Consider the following 18229-nt stretch of genomic DNA (forward strand, 5'->3'; position numbering starts at 1 on the left):
CGTGTCAGATCCGCTGTTCGGTACGGCCTGACATGGGCTGACAACGAGTCCTGACGGTCACCGGGGCCGGGCGTCAGCCGGCGGCCGCGGCGGCGAGCACCGCACGGGTGATCGCGGCGACGTCCTCGTCGGAGCTGATGTACGGCGGCATGGTGTAGATCAGGTCGCGGAACGGGCGCAGCCACACGCCCGCGTCCACCGCCGCCGCGGTGGCCGCCGCCATGTCCACCGGGTGGTCGAGCTGGACGACGCCGATCGCGCCGAGCACCCGCACATCGACGACGCCGGGCAGTTCGGCCGCGGCAGCCAGCCCGGCACGCAGGCCGGCCTCGATCCGCTTGACCTCGCCCGCCCAGTCCTGGCCGAGCAGCAGCTCGATGGACGCGTTGGCCACCGCGCTGGCCAGCGGGTTGCCCATGAACGTCGGCCCGTGCGCCAGCACCGGCACCTCGCCGCGGGAGATCCCCTCGGCCACCCGCGCGGTGCACAGCGCGGCGGCCATCGTCAGGTAGCCGCCGGTGAGCGCCTTGCCCAGGCACATCACGTCCGGGCTGACCCCGGCGTGGTCGGCGGCGAACAGCGCGCCGCTGCGGCCGAACCCGGTGGCGATCTCGTCGAACACCAGCAGCACGTCGTGGGCCTCGGTCAGCTCGCGTAGCACGCGCAGGTAGCCGGGGTCATGGAAGCGCATCCCGCCGGCACCCTGGACCACCGGCTCCACGATCACCGCGGCCAGCTCGCCGGCGTGCCGCTCGACCAGCTCGGTGAGGTGCGCCACGTACCGCGCGTCCACGCCGGCGTGGAACCCCGCCGGGGGCGCGTCGGCGAACACCTGCTCCGGCAGTACCCCGCGCCACAGGCTGTGCATGCCGCCCTCGGGGTCGCACACGCTCATCGGATGGAACGTGTCCCCGTGGTAGCCGCCGCGCCAGGTGGCGAGCCGCCGCTTCTCCGGCCGTCCCAGCGAGCGCCAGTACTGCAGGCACATCTTCGCCGCGACCTCGACCGACACCGACCCGGAGTCGCACAGGAACACGTGCCGCAGCGCGGCCGGGGTGATCTCCACCAGGGTGGACGCCAGGCGCACCGCCGGCTCGTGGGTGAGCCCGCCGAACATCACGTGGCTCATCCGGTCAAGCTGGTCGCGCACGGCGGCGTCCAGCACCGGGTGGCGGTAGCCGTGGATCGCCGCCCACCACGAGGACATGCCGTCGACCAGCTCGGTGCCGTCGACCAGCCGCAGCCGGACGCCCTCGGCGGAGGCCACCACCAGCGGATCGACGGTGCCCGGCATGGGCCCGTACGGGTGCCACACGTGGGCGCGGTCCCGCGCCAGAAGCTCCTCGGGGTGCACGCCGGGCACTGTAGCCAGCGAGAACCGGCCGGCGGCCGGGCATCCCGCCGCTGGCCGTCCCGTCAGGCGGCTGGGCGTCCCGGGGAGATGGGCAGGGTCTCCAGACCGCGGATGATGGTGCTCACCCGCCAGGTCAGCTCCTCCGGCTCGGCGGCCAGCCGCAGCTCGGGGAACCGGCTCAGCAGCCGGCCGATCGCGATCTCACCCTCCAGCCGGGCCAGCGGGGCGCCGAGGCAGTAGTGGATGCCGTGCCCGAACGCGACGTGCCCGCCGCTGGGCCGGGTGACGTCCAACCGGTCCGGCTCGGCGAACTTCTCTGGGTCCCGGTTCGCCGAGGACAGCGACACCAGCAGGAACTCGCCTTCCGGGATCACCGTGCCGCCCACGGCGAGCGGCTGGGTGGTGAACCGGAACGTGGCGAGCTGCACCGGCCCGTCGTAGCGCAGGAACTCCTCGATCGCGCCGTGCAGCAGCGACGGGTCGGCGCGCAGCGCGGCGAGCTGGTCCGGGTGCCGCAGCAGCGCGAGCACGCCGTTGCCGATCAGGTTGACGGTGGTCTCGTGGCCGGCGACGAGCAGCAGGAACAGCATGGCCACCAGCTCGTTCTCGTCCAGCCGGTCGCCCTCGTCGCGCGCCTGCACCAGCGCGGTGACCATGTCGTCGCCGGGGTTGGCCCGCTTGTCCGCGATCAGCTTGGTCAGGTACTCGGCCATCGCGGTGGCCGCGCCGCTGACCATTTCGATGTCCCGCGAGCCGGACAGCAGCGTGTTGGACCAGGTACGGAAGTCGTCGCGGTCCTCCTGGGGGACGCCGAGCAGCTCGCAGATCACCGTGATCGGCAGCGGGAACGCGAACGCGTCCAGCAGGTCCACCTCGTCCTTGCCGGCCATCGCGCCGAGCAGGCCCTCGGTGATCTCCTCGATCCGGGGCCGCAGCTCCTCGATCCGGCGCGCGGTGAACGCCTTGCCGACCAGCCGGCGCAGCCGGGTGTGGTCCGGCGGGTCGCTGTTCAGCATGTGCGCGGACAGCGCGTCGGAGAACATCCGGCGCGCCTCGGGATTGGTGTTGTGCCGCTCGAACAGCTCCTGCGCGACGCGCACGTTCTTGCTCACGCTGGGAGCGGCGAGCACCGCGCGCACGTCCTCGTACCGGGTCACCAGCCACACCTTCAGGCCGCGGGGCAGCAGGACCTCGCGGACCGGCTGCTCGTTCCGTAGTCGCGCGAGGATCGGATGCGGATCGCGCACGAAGTCCGGGTCGAACAGCTCGATGGGTGCGGTGTCGGTGCCCTGCATGGCGAAGACCTCCTCGCTGGCCCGCCGGGGGCCGCGGCGAATGCGTTGCGCTAAACCCTGTTCACTACAACGCGGTGGAGACCTCGCGTGTCCCCACTCACCATCACATCACTCGTTTGGCCTAACTGGTTCGGCGTCACCCCGCGGTGAGGATGCCCAGCGCGTCGGGCAGCGTTCCGACGATCCGGTCGGCTGCGGCACACGAGCTGGCCGCCGAACTGCTGCGGCCGACGAATCACGGGGGCGGGATGCGGATCCGCGCCGGGCGCGGTGGCGCGGCGGCCGCCGGGCCGGACCCGTGGTGGGCGCCGCACCGGGGAAATCCCGGTGTGGCCGGGGAAGGTAGCGTGCCTGACGTGTCCGCACCGGATCCCGTTGACGCCCGCCTGCTCGCCGTGCTGGCCGAGTTGGGCCGGGCGGCCGTGCACGACATCGCCGCCCGCATGGGCATGGACCCGCGCGAGGTGGCGGTCCGGCTGGTTTCGCTGTCCGCGACCGGTCTACCCCTGCTGGTCGGCGCCGAGTGCGACCCCAACGGCATCCGCGCCGCGCTGGCCGCCGTCGGGTGGGGCGGCCACCCGGCGCATCCCGGCTACGGCCCGAACCCGTACGCCGCGCCGTCGGGAGCGTTTCCGGTGCCCGCCACGCCGCACAACCCCTACCCCGTGGCGCAGTCCGGCCCGTACCCGGTGCCGGGCGTGGCGCAGCCGGTTCCGCAGGGCCATCCCATGCCGGCCCCGCCGGTCGCCGGCCAGGCCCCGGGCGGTCCGCATCCGGGCAGCGGGCCGCTTCCGGCACCCGCGCCGAACGCGCCCACCAGCGACCCCTTCCCGGCCCCCACGCCGAACGCGCCGACCAGCGGCCCGATCCCCGCCCCGGCGCAGGCCGGTTCCGGCGGCGGACCGGCCGCGAACCCCGCGCCGACGAGCGGCCCCCTGCCCGCGGCGGCTCCCGGCGCGGCGCCGGCATCGAGCACCGTGGGCGGCGGCGGAGTCCAGGCCACGACGCCGACCGGTCCGGACAGCGGAGGGCAGCCGGTGATCGAGGCACAGCCCTCGGAGGTGGACGCGATGAGCGTGTGGGGGCCGCCGCAGACCTCGTCCTGGGCCAGGGGCGACCGGCAGCCCAACGGCGCCGTGGCGGCCGGGGACTCGCCGGCCCGCCCGAACCAGGGCGAAAAGGCAGCCGCGCCCGCCGAGTCCGGCGCCACGAGCGACCCCGGCCAGCCGTCCACCCCGGGCCAGATTCCCCGCCGCACCGGCACCGTGGGCGAGACGCTGGAGACCGAGGGGCTGGCCGGCGAGCGGCTGTCCATCCGGCTGGTCGAGGTCGTCGACCCGGCCGACGTGCTGTTCACCGCGGCCGGCTACCGGCTGCAGGACGGCGAGCGCGCCGTGGTGGTGCACACCGAACTGACCAACCGGGGCCGCGTGCCGTTCACCACCCTGCCCGACCTCTACCTGGTGCTGATCACCACGGACGGGCGGACCGTGGCCAAGGCGCCGGTGACGCTGTCCTCCCGGCCCCCGCACCGGATCGGCGTGCAACCCGGCGAAACCACCGGGGGCCACACCGTCTACGTGGTGCCGGAGGCGGCCAACACCATCGCGGTGCGGTGGAGCCCGCGGCCGGACGACCAGGCGCACTCGCTGACCTGGACCGTGGTGGAGTGACCGCGCGTCACGCCTCGGCGCGCAGCAGTTCCAGGCCCCGCGCGAGGTCGTCGGGGTAGCTGCTGGTGAACTCCACCCACCGGCCGTCCGCGGGATGCCGGAAGCCCAGCGTCCTGGCGTGCAGCCACTGGCGGGTCACGCCGAGCTTCCTGGCCAGCACCGGGTCCGCGCCGTAGGTGATGTCGCCGACGCAGGGATGTCGCAGCGCGGCGAAATGCACCCGGATCTGGTGCGTGCGACCGGTCTCCAGGTGCACCTCGACCAGCGACGCGGCCCGGAACGCCTCGATCGTCTCGTAGTGCGTGACGCTCGGCCGGCCCCCGGCGACCACCGCGAACTTGTAGTCGTACTTGGGATGCCGGTCGATGGGCGCGTCGATGGTTCCCTTGCTCGGGTCCGGGTGGCCCTGCACCAGCGCGTGGTAGATCTTGTCCACGGTGCGTTCCTTGAACGCCCGCTTGAGCGCCGAGTACGCGTGCTCGCTCTTGGCCACCACCATGACTCCGGTGGTGCCCACGTCCAGCCGGTGCACCACGCCCTGCCGCTCGGCCGCGCCGGAGGTGGCGATCCGGATACCGGCCGCGGCGAGCCCGCCGACCACCGTGGGGCCGGTCCAGCCCGGGGTCGGGTGCACAGCGACGCCGACCGGCTTGTCCACCACGACGATGTCGTCGTCCTCGTGCAGCACCACCAGGCCGGGCACCGGGATGGCCTGCACCCGCACCGGGTTCTCCGGTTCGGGCAGGGTCACCTCCAGCAGCCGGCCGGCGACCAGCCGGTCCGACTTGCCCGCCGGCCGCCCGTCCAGCAGCACGTCGCCGGCCTCGGCCAGGTCGGCCGCGGTGGTGCGGGAGAGGCCGAGCAGCTTGGCGAGCCCGGCGTCCACCCGCATGCCGTCCAGGCCCTCGGGCACGGGCAGTGTCCGGTACCTACTCACGCGCCACCCTCGCCGGCCTTACGGACCCCGCCGTCGTAGTCCCGACCGAGCAGGGCCATCAGCACGATCAGCGCGCCGCCGACGCAGATGGCCGAGTCGGCGACGTTGAACACCGGCCACACCCGGCCGTCCGGCGCGAACACCGAGATGAAGTCCACCACCCGGCCCTCCAGCAGGCCCGGGGTGCGGAAGATCCGGTCCGCCAGGTTGCCGACCGCACCGCCGAAGACCAGGCCGAGCCCGAGCGCCCACCAGGTGGAGCGCAGCCGAGGCGCGAACCAGATGATCGTCGCCGCGACGCCCATCGCGATCAGGGCGAGCACCCAGGTCATCGCGGTGGCGATCCCGAACGCGGCCCCCGGGTTGCGGATGAGCTGCAGGTACACCAGGCCGCCCGCGACCGGAATGGGCTGCCGCCCCTCCAACCTCGCCACCGCGACCACCTTGGTGGCGACATCCAGCGTGATCACCACGGCGGCGGCCAGGATCAGTAGCCCCACCCGCCGCCGGGGCGGTGTCCGATCGCTCGGCGTCCGATCCGCCGGCGAGGCGGCCGCGGATGGGGTGGGCTCGCTGCTGTGCTCGGTGCTCACCCGGCCATTGTCCAGGACGCGCCACCCGCCGTGGGCCAGCCCACCTCAGCCGGCCAGGAACGGAGGCAGCGGGCGCGGGTCGGGATCGGGCACCCACCGCCCGTCCCGCTGCCGGTAGGACCACCTCGGCCCGTCGAGGACGAGTTCGCGCAGGCCGCGGACCAGCCGGTCGACGTGTTCCCCGGTGCTGCCCAGGCCGAGGCTCACGCGTACCGCCCGCTGCTCGGTGGACCCGGCCTCAAGCAGCAGCCGGCGGACCGCCACGTGCGCGCAGAACGCGCCGTCCCGCACGCCGACGCCGTACTCGGCGGACAGCGCGGCGGCGAGCAGCCCGGAGTCCTGCCCTTCAACGGTGAAGCTGACCACGCCGACCCGGTCGTGGCCGGCGCCGAACAGGTTCAGTTCCCGCAGGCCAGGCACGTCGGCGAGGCCGGCGCGCAACCGGCACAGCAGTGCGTTCTCGTGCGCGATGATCGGCCGCCAGCCGTGCGCGTCGATGGCCGCACAGGCGGCCGCCAGCGCGTGCGCGCCCAGCACGTTCGGCGAGCCCGCCTCGTGCCGCTCGGGCACTCCGGACCAGGCCACGCCGAGGTGATCACCGTGGTCCACCACGCCGGCGGTGGCGCCGCCGCCGACCAGGTACGGCTGCGCGGCATGCAGCCAGTCGCCCCGGCCGACCAGGACCCCGGCGCCGTACGGGGCGTACAGCTTGTGCCCGGACAGCGCGAGGTAGTCGACGTCCAGGTCGGCGATGCGGATCGGCCGGTGCGGAGCGAGTTGCGCCGCGTCCAGCACCACCCGCGCCGCATGCCGCCTGGCGACCTGCACCAGGTCCGGCACCGGCCACAGCTCGCCGGTCACGTTGGACGCGCCGGTCACCACGACCAGGCGCGGGCCGACCGGGCACTCGCGCAGCGCGAGGTCCAGCGAACGCACCGCGGCTTCCGGCGACTCCGGCGCGGGAAGGCGGCGGACGTGGGGACCGCGCCAGGGCAGCAGCGCGGCGTGGTGCTCGGTGTCGAAGACCACCACCGCGGTGCGCCGCGGCACGGCGCGGGCAAGCAGGTTGAGCGCGTCGGTGGTGTTGCGGGTGAACACCACGGCGTCGCTGGGGCGGGTGCCGAGGAAGGCGCGGACGGTTTCCCTGGCCCGCTCGTACACCCGGGTGCTCACCTGGGAGGCGAAGCCCGCGCCGCGGTGCACGCTCGCGTACCACGGCAGCAGGTCGTCAACGGCAGCGCGCACCGCGTCCAGGCACGGAGCGCTGGCCGCGTGGTCGAGGTTGGCGTAGGGCACCCGCTCGCCGGTGACCAGCGGAACGGTGAGGCGGGAGCCGACCACGGCCGGAACGGCGGCCGGGTGCTCGGTACGGGCCTGGGGGACGGCGATCGTCACGTGACCTCCCTGGGAGTCCTCCGGACCCCGAGGGGTCCGCGCTTGCCCGCCGCACCTCACGGCGGACCAGGTCCTCACCCGGGGCACCCCACCGCGGAAGGAGGGTTGCCGGCCAGCAAGCCGGGGCTTCGCGCTGGCGCTCATGACCTTGACTGGGGACCATAACGGTCCCACGTCCACTGAGTCGAATCGGCGCCCACATACTGGGAGGGGCGCGTCGTTCGGCTGCCCGGTTATTCGCCACTCGCCGAGTGAGCAGGTCAATGGTCGCGTCGCCGGCGTGCGGTTTGCTCCTTCACCGATGGCCGTCCGAGCACCGACGGTTATTCCCCCGTCTCGCCCATCCAGCGGGCGAAGCGGCCGGCGCGGTCGACCGCCCGAATCCGTCGCTCCGCCCGCGCGCGGACGCCCTCGGTGGCCACCACGAGTAGTTCGTCGCCCTCCCGCAGCCGGGTCGTCGACTGCGGCGTGAAGCCGACGCCGTCGCGGACCACCAGGCTGAGCATCGAACCGGGGGGCAGGCGTAGCTCGGCCACGTCGATCCCGTGCAGCCGCGAGCCCGCCTGGATACGGACCTGCAGCAACTCGGCCTTCAACTCGTCGAGCGGGGCAACGTCGACCTGCACCTCGCGCGGCTCCCCGCGCGGCTGCAAGCCGAGCACTCGGGCCAGCATCGGCAACGTGGTGCCCTGCACCAACGTCAACACCACGACGAGCACGAAGACGACGTCGACCAGGCGCTGCGCGTCCGGCACGCCCCGGGTCAATGGAATCAACGCGAGCACGATCGGCACCGCGCCACGCAACCCGCACCAGGCCAGGAAGCCGCGCTCCCGCCACGGCACCCGGAACGGCACGGTGGCCAGCAACACCGACAGCGGCCGGGCGAGTATCAACAGCACGCCACCTGCGACCAGCGCCGGTACCAGCACACCGAGCAGGCGAGAAGGCGACGCATACAGGCCGAGCAACACGAACAGTCCGATCTGCGCCAGCCAGCCCAGCCCCTCAGCAAACGACAGCGTGCCCGCCCGGTGCGGCAGCCGGGCGTTACCCAGCACCACTCCCGCGACGTACGTGGCGAGCAGCCCGGAGGCGTGCGCGAGATCGGCAACGGCGTACGCCAGCACGCACACCGCCACGGTGGCCAGCGGGTACAGGCCGGTGGCCGGCAGCGCCGCGCGGCGCAGCGCCGCCCCGCCGGCCCAGCCGAGCAGTCCGCCGATCACGGCACCGACCAGCAGTTCGTAGCAGACCAGCAGTGGAGTGCTCCACTGGGCCGGCTCGTTCGACGCGAGCAGCACCACGGCCAGGTAGACCGGCGCGTCGTTGAGACCGGACTCCAGTTCCAGCGTGCCGACCAACCGCCGGCCCACGCCCAGCCCGCGCAGCACGCTGAACACGGCCGCGGCGTCCGTCGAGGACAGCACCGCTCCCCACAGCAACGCGGTGCGCCAGCCCAGATCCAGCAACAGGTGCAGCGCCGTTCCGGTCACCGCGATGCTCACCGCGACGGCCACAGTGGACAGAGCGATGCCGATCCCGAGCGCGGGGCGCACCGCAGCCCAGCGCGTGGTGAGACCGCCCTCGGTGAGGATCAGCACCAGTGCGGCCAATCCGAGTGACTGGGTGAGCGCGGCGTTGTCGAACCGGATACCCAACCCGGACTCGCCGAGCAGCAACCCGATCGCGAGGTACAGCAGCAGGGACGGCAGTCCCAGCCGGACGGAGACCCGGACCGCGAGCACCGCGAGCAGCAGCACCGCCGCGCCGATCCCCAGAACGCTGGTCAGGTCGGCCACCCCACCTCCCGTCGTCACCCACGCGTGTCCATTGTGTCCCGTACCTGCCCAAAGCACTCGCGGACGATGCCGGACCAGGCGCCGTCGCCGAACCCGGACGCGAACCCCGGCGCGCCAATCCCGGACGTCAAGTGCCGGCGCCGAACCGGAACCACACCTCGCACGGGCCGCTCAGCGGGCCAGCAGCGCCGCGAGTCGCTCGGCCGCGCCGGGAGGTGCCGGGTCCAGCGCGACGACCTTGTCCCGGCCACGCGCACCGGCGACGATCGTCACGTCCTGCCGGCGCACGCCAAAGGCCTTGGCCAGCAGCCGGCACAGGGCGTCGTTGGCCTTGCCCTCCACGGCTGGTGCCGCGACCGCGACGACCAGCGCCGTCCCCGAAGGACCGTCCCGGTGGCCGCCCACCGCGTCCCGGCGCGCGCCCGGCTTCACGCGCACCGAGAACCGGAACGGCGTGCCGGCCACGCGTCAGGCGCGGGCCACGGCGACCCGCACCGGCTGGCCGTCACCCGCGGTGCCGGCGAAGGCGTCCTCACCGAGCCGCCCGTAACCGACCGTGGTGGCCAGCGTCTCGCTGGCGAGGAACCGCTCGTGCGCCCGGACCGCCTCGGCCACCTCGTCCGGCAGGTCGAGGGTGAGCGTGATCCGGTCCGCCACGTCGAGTTCCGCGTCCCGCCGCGCCTGCTGCACCACCCGGACCACGTCCCGGGCAAGGCCCTCGGCGGTCAGCTCAGGCGTCACCGACGTGTCCAGCACGACCAGGCCGCCGCCACCCGGCAGCGCCGCGGTCGCCCCGGGGTCAGTGGCCACCAGCCGCCGCTCGTACTCCTCGGGGAACAACTCGATCCCGGCGGCCACCACGGTGTCGTCCGCGCCCAGCGTCCACTCGCCGGCCTTCACCGCCCGGATCACCTTCTGGGTGTCCGGACCCAGCCGCGGCCCGACCGCCCGCGCGTTGACCGCGACCTGGAAGTGGCCGTGCGCGGCGACGTCCGTGGTCAGCTCGACCTCCTTGACGTTCACCTCGTCGCGCACCAGCGCGGTAAACGGCTCCAGCGCGGCCGCGTCCGGGGTGGCCACGACGAGCTTCGCCAGCGGCAGCCGCACCCGCAGCTTGTTCGCCTTGCGCAGGGACAGCGCGGCCGAGCAGACCCGGCGCACCTCGTCCATGGCCGAGACCAGCGCGTCGTCCGCCGGCAGGTCGGCCACCGACGGCCAGTCCGTCAGGTGCACGGACCTGCCGCCGGTGAGCCCGCGCCAGACGTTCTCGGTGGTCAGCGGGAGCAGCGGCGCGGCCACCCGGCAGACCACCTCGAGCACGGTGTGCAGGGTGTCGATCGCGTCCCGGTCCCCGGCCCAGAACCGGTCCCGGGAGCGGCGCACGTACCAGTTGGTCAGCACCTCCAGGTAGTCCCGGACCACCGCGCACGCGCCGGACAGGTCGTAGCCATCCAGCGCCTCGGTGACCGCGGCGACCAGGTCGTGCGTCTTGGCCAGCACGTACCGGTCGAGCACGTGCTCCGAGTCGGTGCGCCAGCGACCCTCCACGCCCTCCGCGTTGGCGTAGAGCGCGAGGAAGTACCACGAGTTCCACAGCGGCAGCACGGCCTGGCGCACCGCGTCCCGGATGCCGCGCTCGGTGACCACCAGGTCGCCGCCACGCAGGATGGGGCTCGCCATCAGGAACCAGCGCATCGCGTCCGAACCGTCCCGGGCGAACACCTCGTTGACGTCCGGGTAGTTGCGCCGCGACTTGGACATCTTCTGCCCGTCGTCGCCGAGCACGATGCCGTGCGCCACGCAGTTGCGGAACGCCGGCCGGTCGAACAGCGCGGTCGCCAGCACGTGCAGCGTGTAGAACCAGCCGCGGGTCTGCCCGTTGTACTCGACGATGAAGTCGCCCGGGTAGTGGTACTCGAACCAGTCGGCGTTCTCGAACGGGTAGTGCACCTGGGCGAACGGCATCGAGCCGGACTCGAACCAGCAGTCCAGCACCTCGGGCACCCGGCGCATGGTCGACTTCCCCGTCGGGTCGTCCGGGTTGGGCCGGGTCAGCTCGTCCACGAACGGGCGGTGCAGGTCGGCCGGGCGCACCCCGAAGTCCCGCTCCAGCTCGTCCAGCGAGCCGTACACGTCCACCCGCGGGTAGTTCGGGTCGTCGGAGACCCACACCGGGATCGGCGAGCCCCAGAACCGGTTCCGGGAGATCGACCAGTCCCGGGCGTTCTCCAGCCACTTGCCGAACTGGCCGTCCCGGATATGCCCGGGCACCCAGTTGATCTGCTGGTTCAGCTCGACCATCCGGTCGCGGAACTTGGTCACCGCGACGAACCAGGACGACACCGCCCGCTGGATCAGCGGGCTGTCGCACCGCCAGCAGTGCGGGTAGGCGTGGTCGTACGTCTCGTGCCGCAGCAGCACGCCCGCCGCCTTGAGGTCCCGGATGATCGGCTTGTTCGCCTCGAAGACCTGCAGCCCCTCGTACGGCGCCACCTCGGGGCCGAACTCGCCGCGCGCGTTCACCGGCGTCACCGGGTCGATCCCGGCCGCGTCGGTGACGACCTTGTCCTCCTCACCATAGGCGGGGGCGATGTGCACGATGCCGGTGCCGTCCTCGGTGGTCACGTAGTCCGCGGCGAGCACCTGGTGCGCGTTCCGCCGGCCGAGGAAGAAGTCGAACGGCGGGGTGTAGCGGCGGCCGAGCAGGTCGCTGCCCTTGTACCGGGCGACCACGTGGTCCGCGGCGTCCTCGCCGAGCTCGCGGGCGTACGCGGCGAGCCGGGCCTCGGCGAGCAGGTAGCGCTCGCCGCCGTGCTCGACGGTGACGTAGTCGACGTCCGGGTGCACCGCGATCGCGAGGTTGGACGGCAGCGTCCACGGCGTCGTGGTCCAGATCAGCGCCAGCTCGCCGGTCTCCATCCGCAGGCCCACGGTGACCGCCGGGTCCTGCCGGTCCCGGTACACGTCGTCCATCCGGGTCTCGGTGTTGGACAGCGGCGTCTCGCAGCGCCAGCAGTACCAGAGCACCCGGAAGCCCTCGTAGATCAGACCCTTGTCCCACAGGGTCTTGAAGGCCCACATGACGCTCTCCATGTAGTCCAGGTCGAGCGTCTTGTAGTCGTGGTCGAAGTCCACCCAGCGGGCCTGCCGGGTGACGTACTCCTGCCAGTCCCGGGTGTAGCGCAGCACCGAGGCGCGGCAGGCGTCGTTGAACGCCGCCACGCCCATCTTCTCGATCTCGGACTTGTGCGAGATGCCGAGCTGCTTCTCCGCCTCCACCTCGGCGGGCAGGCCGTGACAGTCCCAGCCGAACCGGCGCTCCACCCGGCGGCCGCGCATGGTCTGGTAGCGCGGCACCACGTCCTTGACGTAGCCGGTGAGCAGGTGCCCGTAGTGCGGCAGGCCGTTGGCGAACGGCGGGCCGTCGTAGAAGACGAACTCGTTGGCGCCGTTCTCCCCGGCCGGCCGGGCCTCGACGCTGGCCGGGAAGGTGCGGTCCGCCTCCCAGTAGCGCAGCACCTCGAGTTCGAGCGCGGGGAAGGACGGCTGCGCCGGCACGCCCTCGGTGTCGCTGCCGCTCTGGACCTTCGGATAGGCCATGGGGTGGTGCTCCTCGCGGTTCGTCCTGCCTGCGCACGGGTCCCGGGGACGGGACCCACGCGGGGACGACACACCGGAGACCATCCGGCGTCCCGCGGTACCACCCCGCTTGCCGCCACGGGCCTACGGCGCCCACGGCGACCACTCGTCACCGGCTGTGACGGGCCGGACCCGTCCGGTTCTACTGAGGCGGGTGGGCCCGCCCGTTCTTCCGGAGGCTCCCCGGTGATGGCCGGATCAACGCCTTTCGCACCACCAAGGGTAGCCGGTGACCGCAAACCGGTTCCGCCGGTTACCCCTGCCGGGTACGCCGGTGCGCCGCGGCGAGGGACCGGTCCGGGGAGCACCGCGCACACGGGGTGAAGCCGAGTTGGCGGGCCTCGCGCACCGGCAGCGGGATGGTCGGCCGGTCGGCCAGCCAGTCGCAGGACGGTAGGTGGTACCGCGGGCGCTCGTCGATCACCCGCACCTCGTCGGTGAGGTCGGCGACGATGAGGATGTCCGCCGCGTCCGTGTCCTCCACCGCCGGCTCGTCCTCCGGCGGCGGGACGTCGGGCGCCGACGAATCGCCGGGCGGACCGCTGGTTGCGCCGAGCGGCTCGCCGGAATCGCCCTCGGCGGTGTCGCCGGTGCCCACCCCACTGGTGTCCGTAACCCGCTCGGCGGTACTCTCCGCCCCCTCGGTAGGAGAGTCTTCCGGGATGACGACGGTGCCGTCAGCCTCCTGGACGCGTGCGGCAGCGCTCGCGCGGCGGCGTAGCCACCAGTCGGCGACCAGCAGCGCGGCCGCGACCGCGCTCAGCGCGACGGAGAGCCACGCCCACAGCGTGTGCGTGCTGACCAGCGCGGTGACCAGCAGCCCAAAGGCCGCCAGCACCACCAGCAGGACCGCGTACAGCACCGGTTAACACCCCACCTGGTCGGTCGTGCGGCCGCCGCGCACGACCGGGTCAGGGTGCGACCGGCAGGGATCAGCCGGCCTCGGCGCGTGCGCCAAAGGAGTAGCCCTGCTGACCGCTGCGGGTCTCGGACGGAGCGGCGGACCCGCGGTCACCCAACTCGCGAAGCTGGGACTCCAGGTACGTCTTGAGCCGGGTGCGGTACTCGCGCTCGAACGTGCGCAGCTCTTCGATCTTCTTCTCGAGCGCGTTCTTCTCCTGGGAGATGTTGCCCATGACCTCGGCGTGCTTGCGCTGGGCGTCCCGCTCCAGCGCCGTGGCCTTCTCGCGCGCCTGGCGCTCCAGCGTCTCGGCGCGGGTCCTGGCGTCGCTGAGCATGGTCTCCGCGCGGGTGCGGGCGTCGTTGACCATGGAGTCGGCCTTGGCCCTGGCGTCCGAAAGAAGCTGCTCGGACTTGGTGCGGGCCTCGGCGAGCATGCTGTCGGCCTCGGCCTTGGCCTCGCCGGTCAGCCGGTCGGCCATCTCCTGGGCCAGGCCGAGCACCTTCGCGGCCTGCACATGGTGGTCACCGCTGCCGCCCGGTGTGGTCTGCTCCATCGCCGAGGGCGGGGGTACCGGGGCCAGTCGCCGGGACGGCTCGTCCACACCGCGGGTGGGGAGCGCGGTGGAGGTTGCGGTGCCCCGCTCGTCGAGGTCCGCGCGCGCACTCTCGAGCTGCTGATCGAGCTGCTCGACCTGCTGACGCAGGTCGTTGTTCTCCTCGATCAGTCGAGCCAGCTCGGCCTCAACCAGGTCGAGGAAGGCGTCGACCTCGTCCTCGTTGTAGCCCCGCTTCCCGATGGGAGGCTTGCTAAAGGCGACGTTATGAACGTCAGCGGGGGTCAACGGCATCAGATCACCTCACGCACTCCAGGCTGCGGTACCCGGGTCCCCGTCACCCGGGATACGCCAGTCGCATCAGGATGAACACGACCAGCAACAGCACCATAATGGACAGGTCCAGTCCGACGCCCCCGATCCGGACGACCGGTATCAGCCGGCGGGCTAGCCGGACGGGTGGGTCGGTCACTGTGTAGATGGTCTCCAGCGTCACCGCAACCCCTCCGGTCGGACGCCACTCCCTGGCGAACGCCCGGACGAGTTCGACGACCACTCTGGCTGTGAGCAGCAGCCAGAAGAAGAAGAGCAGGTAGTACACCACGAACAGGACCGCTTCCACGGGCACAACTCTGCCACTACTCAGTCCCGTGCGAAGAACCCGCCCTCCGCGATCCGGCGCTTGTCCTCCGCCGTGACGTCGACATTGGGTGGTGAGAGCAAGAACACCTTGTTCGTCACCCGGTCGATGTCGCCCCGCAACGCGAAGGCGAGTCCTGCGGCGAAGTCGACCAGTCGTCTGGCGTCGGCATCCTCCATGTCGGTCAGGTTGATGATCACCGGCGTGCCCTCACGATAGTGCTCGCCGATGGTCCTGGCCTCGTTGAAACTCCGAGGGTGCAGGGTGGTGATTCTCCCCACGGGATAGCCGCCGGCCTCCGCCGCGGGGCGGGTCCGGGCGGCCGGCTCGCGCTGGGTGTCCACGGCGAGCGCACCTCGCACCGGGTTCTCCGTGCTCCAGCCGCGCCGGCCACGGCCGCGGGCGCCGTCGTAGTCGTCAACGTCCTCCAGGTCGGCGCGGTAGCCGACCCGGCGCCGTCCACCCCGGTTGCCGTACGGCGGGTAGTCGTCGGCCTCCCCGTCGTAGTCGTATGCGGGGTCGTCGAACTCGTCCTCGGCCGGAACCATCCCGAAGTAGGCCTTCAGCTTCTGCAGCCCGCTCATTGCCAGCCCTTCCCTCGCGACTCCCCCCGGGCCGGGAGCGTCCACCCCACGCTCCGGCTCCGCATACGGCTACGGCGAGGCTATCCGCCGGCCGCCGAGCAGCGCGGTTCCGACACGCACGCAGGTCGAGCCGTGCCGGATGGCGGCCTCCATGTCGCCGCTCATCCCCGCGGACAACTCGGTGGCCTCCGGGTGGTCCCGGCGGATGCGTTGCCACGCCCTGGATAGGACGTCGAAAGCGGCGCCGGGATCCATCTCCATGGGTGCGACAAGCATCACCCCACGCAGGGCGAGTTCACCCGACGCGGCGACGGTGTCGGCCAGCGCGGGCAGTTCGGGCAGCGGGCAGCCGCCCCGGCCGGGGTCGGCGTCCAGGCTGGCCTGCACGAGCACGTCCAGCGGACCGGCGCGCTCACCGGCGTCCCTGGCCGAGGCCACCGCGCGGGCCAGCGCGTCGGCCAGCCGGGGCGAGTCCACCGACTGGACCTCCGCCGCCCAGCGCACCACCGACCGGGCCTTGTTGCGCTGCAACCGGCCGACCATGTGCCAGCGGGCGGCCGCGTCCGGGCGCAACCCGGCCAGTTCCTCGACCTTGCGCCGGGCCTCCTGGTCGCGGTTCTCCCCGAAGTCGGTCAGCCCGAGGTCGGTGAGCATGGCCACGTCGGTGGCGGGAAAGGTCTTGGTCACCGCGATCATCCGAACCCCGGACGGATCCCGCCCGGCGGAGGCGCAGGCAGCGTCGATCCGCTCCCGCACCGCGTGCAGCGCCTCGGCCAGTTCGGCGCGGCGCTCGCCGGTGACCTCGGCGGCGCTCACCGGGCACTCCCCCCGGCCGGGTCCACCTCCGGCTCGGGTTCGGCCCAGGTGATCGCGGCGAATCGCCCAGTGGTGCCCTCCCTGCGGTGACTGAACAGGGTGCGGTCCTCCACGGTGCACCGGGGGTCGACGCCGATCCGGGCCACCCCGGCCTCGGTGAGCTGCTGCCACAGCCCCGCGCGCAGGTCCAGCCCTGGTGTTCCGGACCGGGTCTTGCAGGCGCTGCCCGGCAGGTGTGCCTCGACGTCGGCCTGCATCTCGGCGGGCACCTCGTAGCAGGCGCCGCACACCGATGGCCCGAGCAGCGCCTCGACCCGGTCGATCCGCGCGCCCGCGGCGCGCATCGCGTCCAGCGCCGCCGGTAGCACCCCGACCCGGGCGCCGACCCGGCCAGCGTGCACCGCGGCGACCACGCCGGCCTCCGGGTCGGCCAGCAGCACCGGAACGCAGTCCGCGACCTGCACCGCGAGCGCCAGCCCGGGCACGGCGGTGACCAGCGCGTCGGTGGCCTCCACCGGTTCGGGAGTCGGCGCGTCGAGCACGGCCACGGTGCGGCCGTGCACCTGCTCCATCCACGCCAGCCGGTCGTCAGCGAGGCCGAGTTCGCGGGTCAGCCTGCGGCGGTTGGCCGCCACCGCGTCCGGGTCGTCGCCGACCCGGTCGCCGAGGTTGAACGAGTCGTACGGCGCGACGGACCGGCCGCCCTCCCGGGTGGTGACGATGCGACGGATGCGCACGGAAGCACTCTATCGGCGCATGAACGGCGGGATGTCGACGTCGTCGTCGGGATCGTCGTCCACCGGAACGGACCGCCCCGGCAGCGAACTCCCGCTGGGGCGCTGAGCCGCGGGCGGGGTACGCGGGTAGGACGGCGTGGCACCGGTGCCCGACCCGCCGGAGCCGACCGGCTGGGTGCCGGTGGGCAGGCCGCGCTGCTCCTGCTGCGCCGGCTCGGCCGACCCGGCGGACTCCGTGTCCCCGGAGGAGCCGCCGAGCTGGCCGGCCTGACCGGGGGCGACGGCGCCCCGGGAGGTGACCGCGGTCGGATCGAGCTTCTTGTGCGTGGGGTTCCCGCCGTCGAACCCGGCGGCGATCACGGTGACCCGGACCTCGTCGCCGAGCGAGTCGTCGATCACCGTACCGAAGATGATGTTGGCGTCCGGGTGGGCGGACTCCTGCACCAGGGACGCCGACTCGTTGATCTCGAACAGCCCCAGGTCGGAGCCGCCGGCGATGGACAGCAGCACGCCGTGCGCGCCCTCCATGGAGGCCTCCAGCAGCGGCGAGTTGATGGCCTTCTGGGCGGCCTGCACCGCGCGCCCCTCACCGCGCGCCGAGCCGATGCCCATCAGCGCGCTGCCCGCGCCGGACATGACGCTCTTCACGTCGGCGAAGTCCAGGTTGATCAGACCGGGCGTGGTGATCAGGTCGGTGATGCCCTGGACACCGGAGAGCAGCACCTCGTCCGCCGATCGGAACGCGTCCATCAGCGAGACCCCGATGTCGCCGAGCTGCAGCAGCCGGTCGTTGGGGATCACGATCAGGGTGTCGCACTCGTTGCGCAGCTCGGTGATGCCGTCCTCGGCCTGCTTGGCGCGGCGCTTGCCCTCGAAGGAGAACGGCCGGGTGACCACGCCGATGGTCAGCGCGCCGAGCTTGCGCGCGATCGAGGCGACCACCGGCGCGCCGCCGGTGCCGGTGCCACCGCCCTCACCGGCGGTGACGAACACCATGTCGGCGCCCTTGAGGACCTCCTCGATCTCCTCGCGGTGGTCGTCGGCCGCCTTGCGGCCCACCTCGGGGTTGGCGCCGGCGCCGAGACCCCTGGTCAGCTCGCGACCGATGTCCAGCTTGACGTCGGCGTCGGACATCAGCAGCGCCTGGGCGTCGGTGTTCACCGCGATGAACTCGACGCCCTTGAGCCCGACCTCGATCATGCGGTTGACGGCGTTGACCCCGCCGCCGCCGATGCCGACGACCTTTATCACCGCGAGGTAGTTGTGCGGGGGCGTCATCGGATCCGCCTTCCTGATCGTGGCTCCTG

Annotated in this window: 16 protein-coding genes and 1 riboswitch; of the genes, 1 reads left to right on the plus strand and 15 read right to left on the minus strand. The window is 72.8% G+C overall.

Annotated features, from left to right (window positions below; genetic code table 11):
* Positions 1 to 73 precede the first annotated feature (73 nt).
* Both FFT21_RS21830 and FFT21_RS21835 read right to left on the minus strand, forming a co-directional pair.
* Complete coding sequence (locus tag FFT21_RS21830; protein WP_225978630.1) at positions 74 to 1354, minus strand: adenosylmethionine--8-amino-7-oxononanoate transaminase; 1281 nt, start codon at positions 1352 to 1354, stop codon at positions 74 to 76.
* Positions 1355 to 1416: 62 nt separating this feature from the next.
* Positions 1417 to 2649: a cytochrome P450 family protein gene (locus tag FFT21_RS21835; protein WP_137815791.1), complete on the minus strand. Its 1233-nt coding sequence runs from the start codon at positions 2647 to 2649 to the stop codon at positions 1417 to 1419.
* Between the two features lie 356 nt (positions 2650 to 3005).
* On the opposite strand from FFT21_RS21835, the gene FFT21_RS21840 reads away from it, so the two are divergent.
* Complete coding sequence (locus tag FFT21_RS21840; protein ID WP_137815792.1) at positions 3006 to 4322, plus strand: Lrp/AsnC family transcriptional regulator; 1317 nt, start codon at positions 3006 to 3008, stop codon at positions 4320 to 4322.
* 7 nt (positions 4323 to 4329) lie between these two features.
* Here the strand turns inward: FFT21_RS21840 and FFT21_RS21845 are convergent, their stop codons facing one another.
* The 13 genes from FFT21_RS21845 to ftsZ all read right to left on the minus strand — a co-directional run bounded on the left by FFT21_RS21845 (position 4330) and on the right by ftsZ (position 18200).
* On the minus strand, positions 4330 to 5214 hold the full coding sequence (locus FFT21_RS21845; protein ID WP_137815839.1) for an RluA family pseudouridine synthase: 885 nt from the start codon (positions 5212 to 5214) through the stop codon (positions 4330 to 4332).
* 41 nt (positions 5215 to 5255) lie between these two features.
* Entirely contained in the window at positions 5256 to 5852 is a 597-nt protein-coding gene (gene lspA, locus FFT21_RS21850; protein WP_225978631.1) for a signal peptidase II, read from the minus strand.
* Between the two features lie 45 nt (positions 5853 to 5897).
* Complete coding sequence (locus FFT21_RS21855) at positions 5898 to 7247, minus strand: aminotransferase class V-fold PLP-dependent enzyme (RefSeq protein ID WP_137815794.1); 1350 nt, start codon at positions 7245 to 7247, stop codon at positions 5898 to 5900.
* Between the two features lie 33 nt (positions 7248 to 7280).
* A riboswitch (SAM riboswitch) is annotated at positions 7281 to 7395 on the minus strand.
* Between the two features lie 175 nt (positions 7396 to 7570).
* The gene (locus FFT21_RS21860; protein WP_371856847.1) at positions 7571 to 9067 is read right to left on the minus strand and encodes a potassium/proton antiporter; all 1497 of its coding nucleotides are present in this window, start codon (positions 9065 to 9067) and stop codon (positions 7571 to 7573) included.
* Positions 9068 to 9220: 153 nt separating this feature from the next.
* The gene (locus tag FFT21_RS21865) at positions 9221 to 9487 is read right to left on the minus strand and encodes a DUF167 domain-containing protein (protein ID WP_137815795.1); all 267 of its coding nucleotides are present in this window, start codon (positions 9485 to 9487) and stop codon (positions 9221 to 9223) included.
* A 30-nt stretch (positions 9488 to 9517) separates the two neighbouring features.
* Positions 9518 to 12649 (minus strand): isoleucine--tRNA ligase, encoded by a 3132-nt coding sequence (gene ileS, locus FFT21_RS21870; RefSeq protein ID WP_137815796.1) that lies wholly within the window; start codon positions 12647 to 12649, stop codon positions 9518 to 9520.
* 292 nt (positions 12650 to 12941) lie between these two features.
* Positions 12942 to 13550, minus strand: coding sequence for a hypothetical protein (locus FFT21_RS21875; RefSeq protein WP_137815797.1), 609 nt, complete (start codon positions 13548 to 13550; stop codon positions 12942 to 12944).
* Positions 13551 to 13620: 70 nt separating this feature from the next.
* The gene (gene wag31, locus FFT21_RS21880) at positions 13621 to 14439 is read right to left on the minus strand and encodes a DivIVA-like cell division protein Wag31 (protein WP_137815798.1); all 819 of its coding nucleotides are present in this window, start codon (positions 14437 to 14439) and stop codon (positions 13621 to 13623) included.
* Between the two features lie 43 nt (positions 14440 to 14482).
* Positions 14483 to 14773 carry a YggT family protein gene (locus FFT21_RS21885; RefSeq protein ID WP_371856848.1) on the minus strand — a complete coding sequence of 97 codons (291 nt, stop codon included), beginning with the start codon at positions 14771 to 14773 and terminating at the stop codon, positions 14483 to 14485.
* A 14-nt stretch (positions 14774 to 14787) separates the two neighbouring features.
* Positions 14788 to 15369, minus strand: coding sequence for a cell division protein SepF (locus FFT21_RS21890; protein ID WP_137815800.1), 582 nt, complete (start codon positions 15367 to 15369; stop codon positions 14788 to 14790).
* A gap of 69 nt (positions 15370 to 15438) precedes the next feature.
* Positions 15439 to 16185, minus strand: a complete 747-nt coding sequence (locus FFT21_RS21895) for a YggS family pyridoxal phosphate-dependent enzyme (protein WP_137815801.1) — start codon at positions 16183 to 16185, stop codon at positions 15439 to 15441.
* Positions 16182 to 16922: a peptidoglycan editing factor PgeF gene (gene pgeF / locus FFT21_RS21900; protein ID WP_137815802.1), complete on the minus strand. Its 741-nt coding sequence runs from the start codon at positions 16920 to 16922 to the stop codon at positions 16182 to 16184. Before pgeF ends, FFT21_RS21895 begins: the two co-directional genes overlap by 4 nt.
* A 9-nt stretch (positions 16923 to 16931) precedes the next feature.
* Positions 16932 to 18200 carry a cell division protein FtsZ gene (gene ftsZ / locus FFT21_RS21905; RefSeq protein WP_137815803.1) on the minus strand — a complete coding sequence of 423 codons (1269 nt, stop codon included), beginning with the start codon at positions 18198 to 18200 and terminating at the stop codon, positions 16932 to 16934.
* Positions 18201 to 18229 lie beyond the last annotated feature (29 nt).

The sequence above is a fragment of the Gandjariella thermophila genome (assembly GCF_005405885.1).
GTDB lineage: Bacteria > Actinomycetota > Actinomycetes > Mycobacteriales > Pseudonocardiaceae > Gandjariella > Gandjariella thermophila.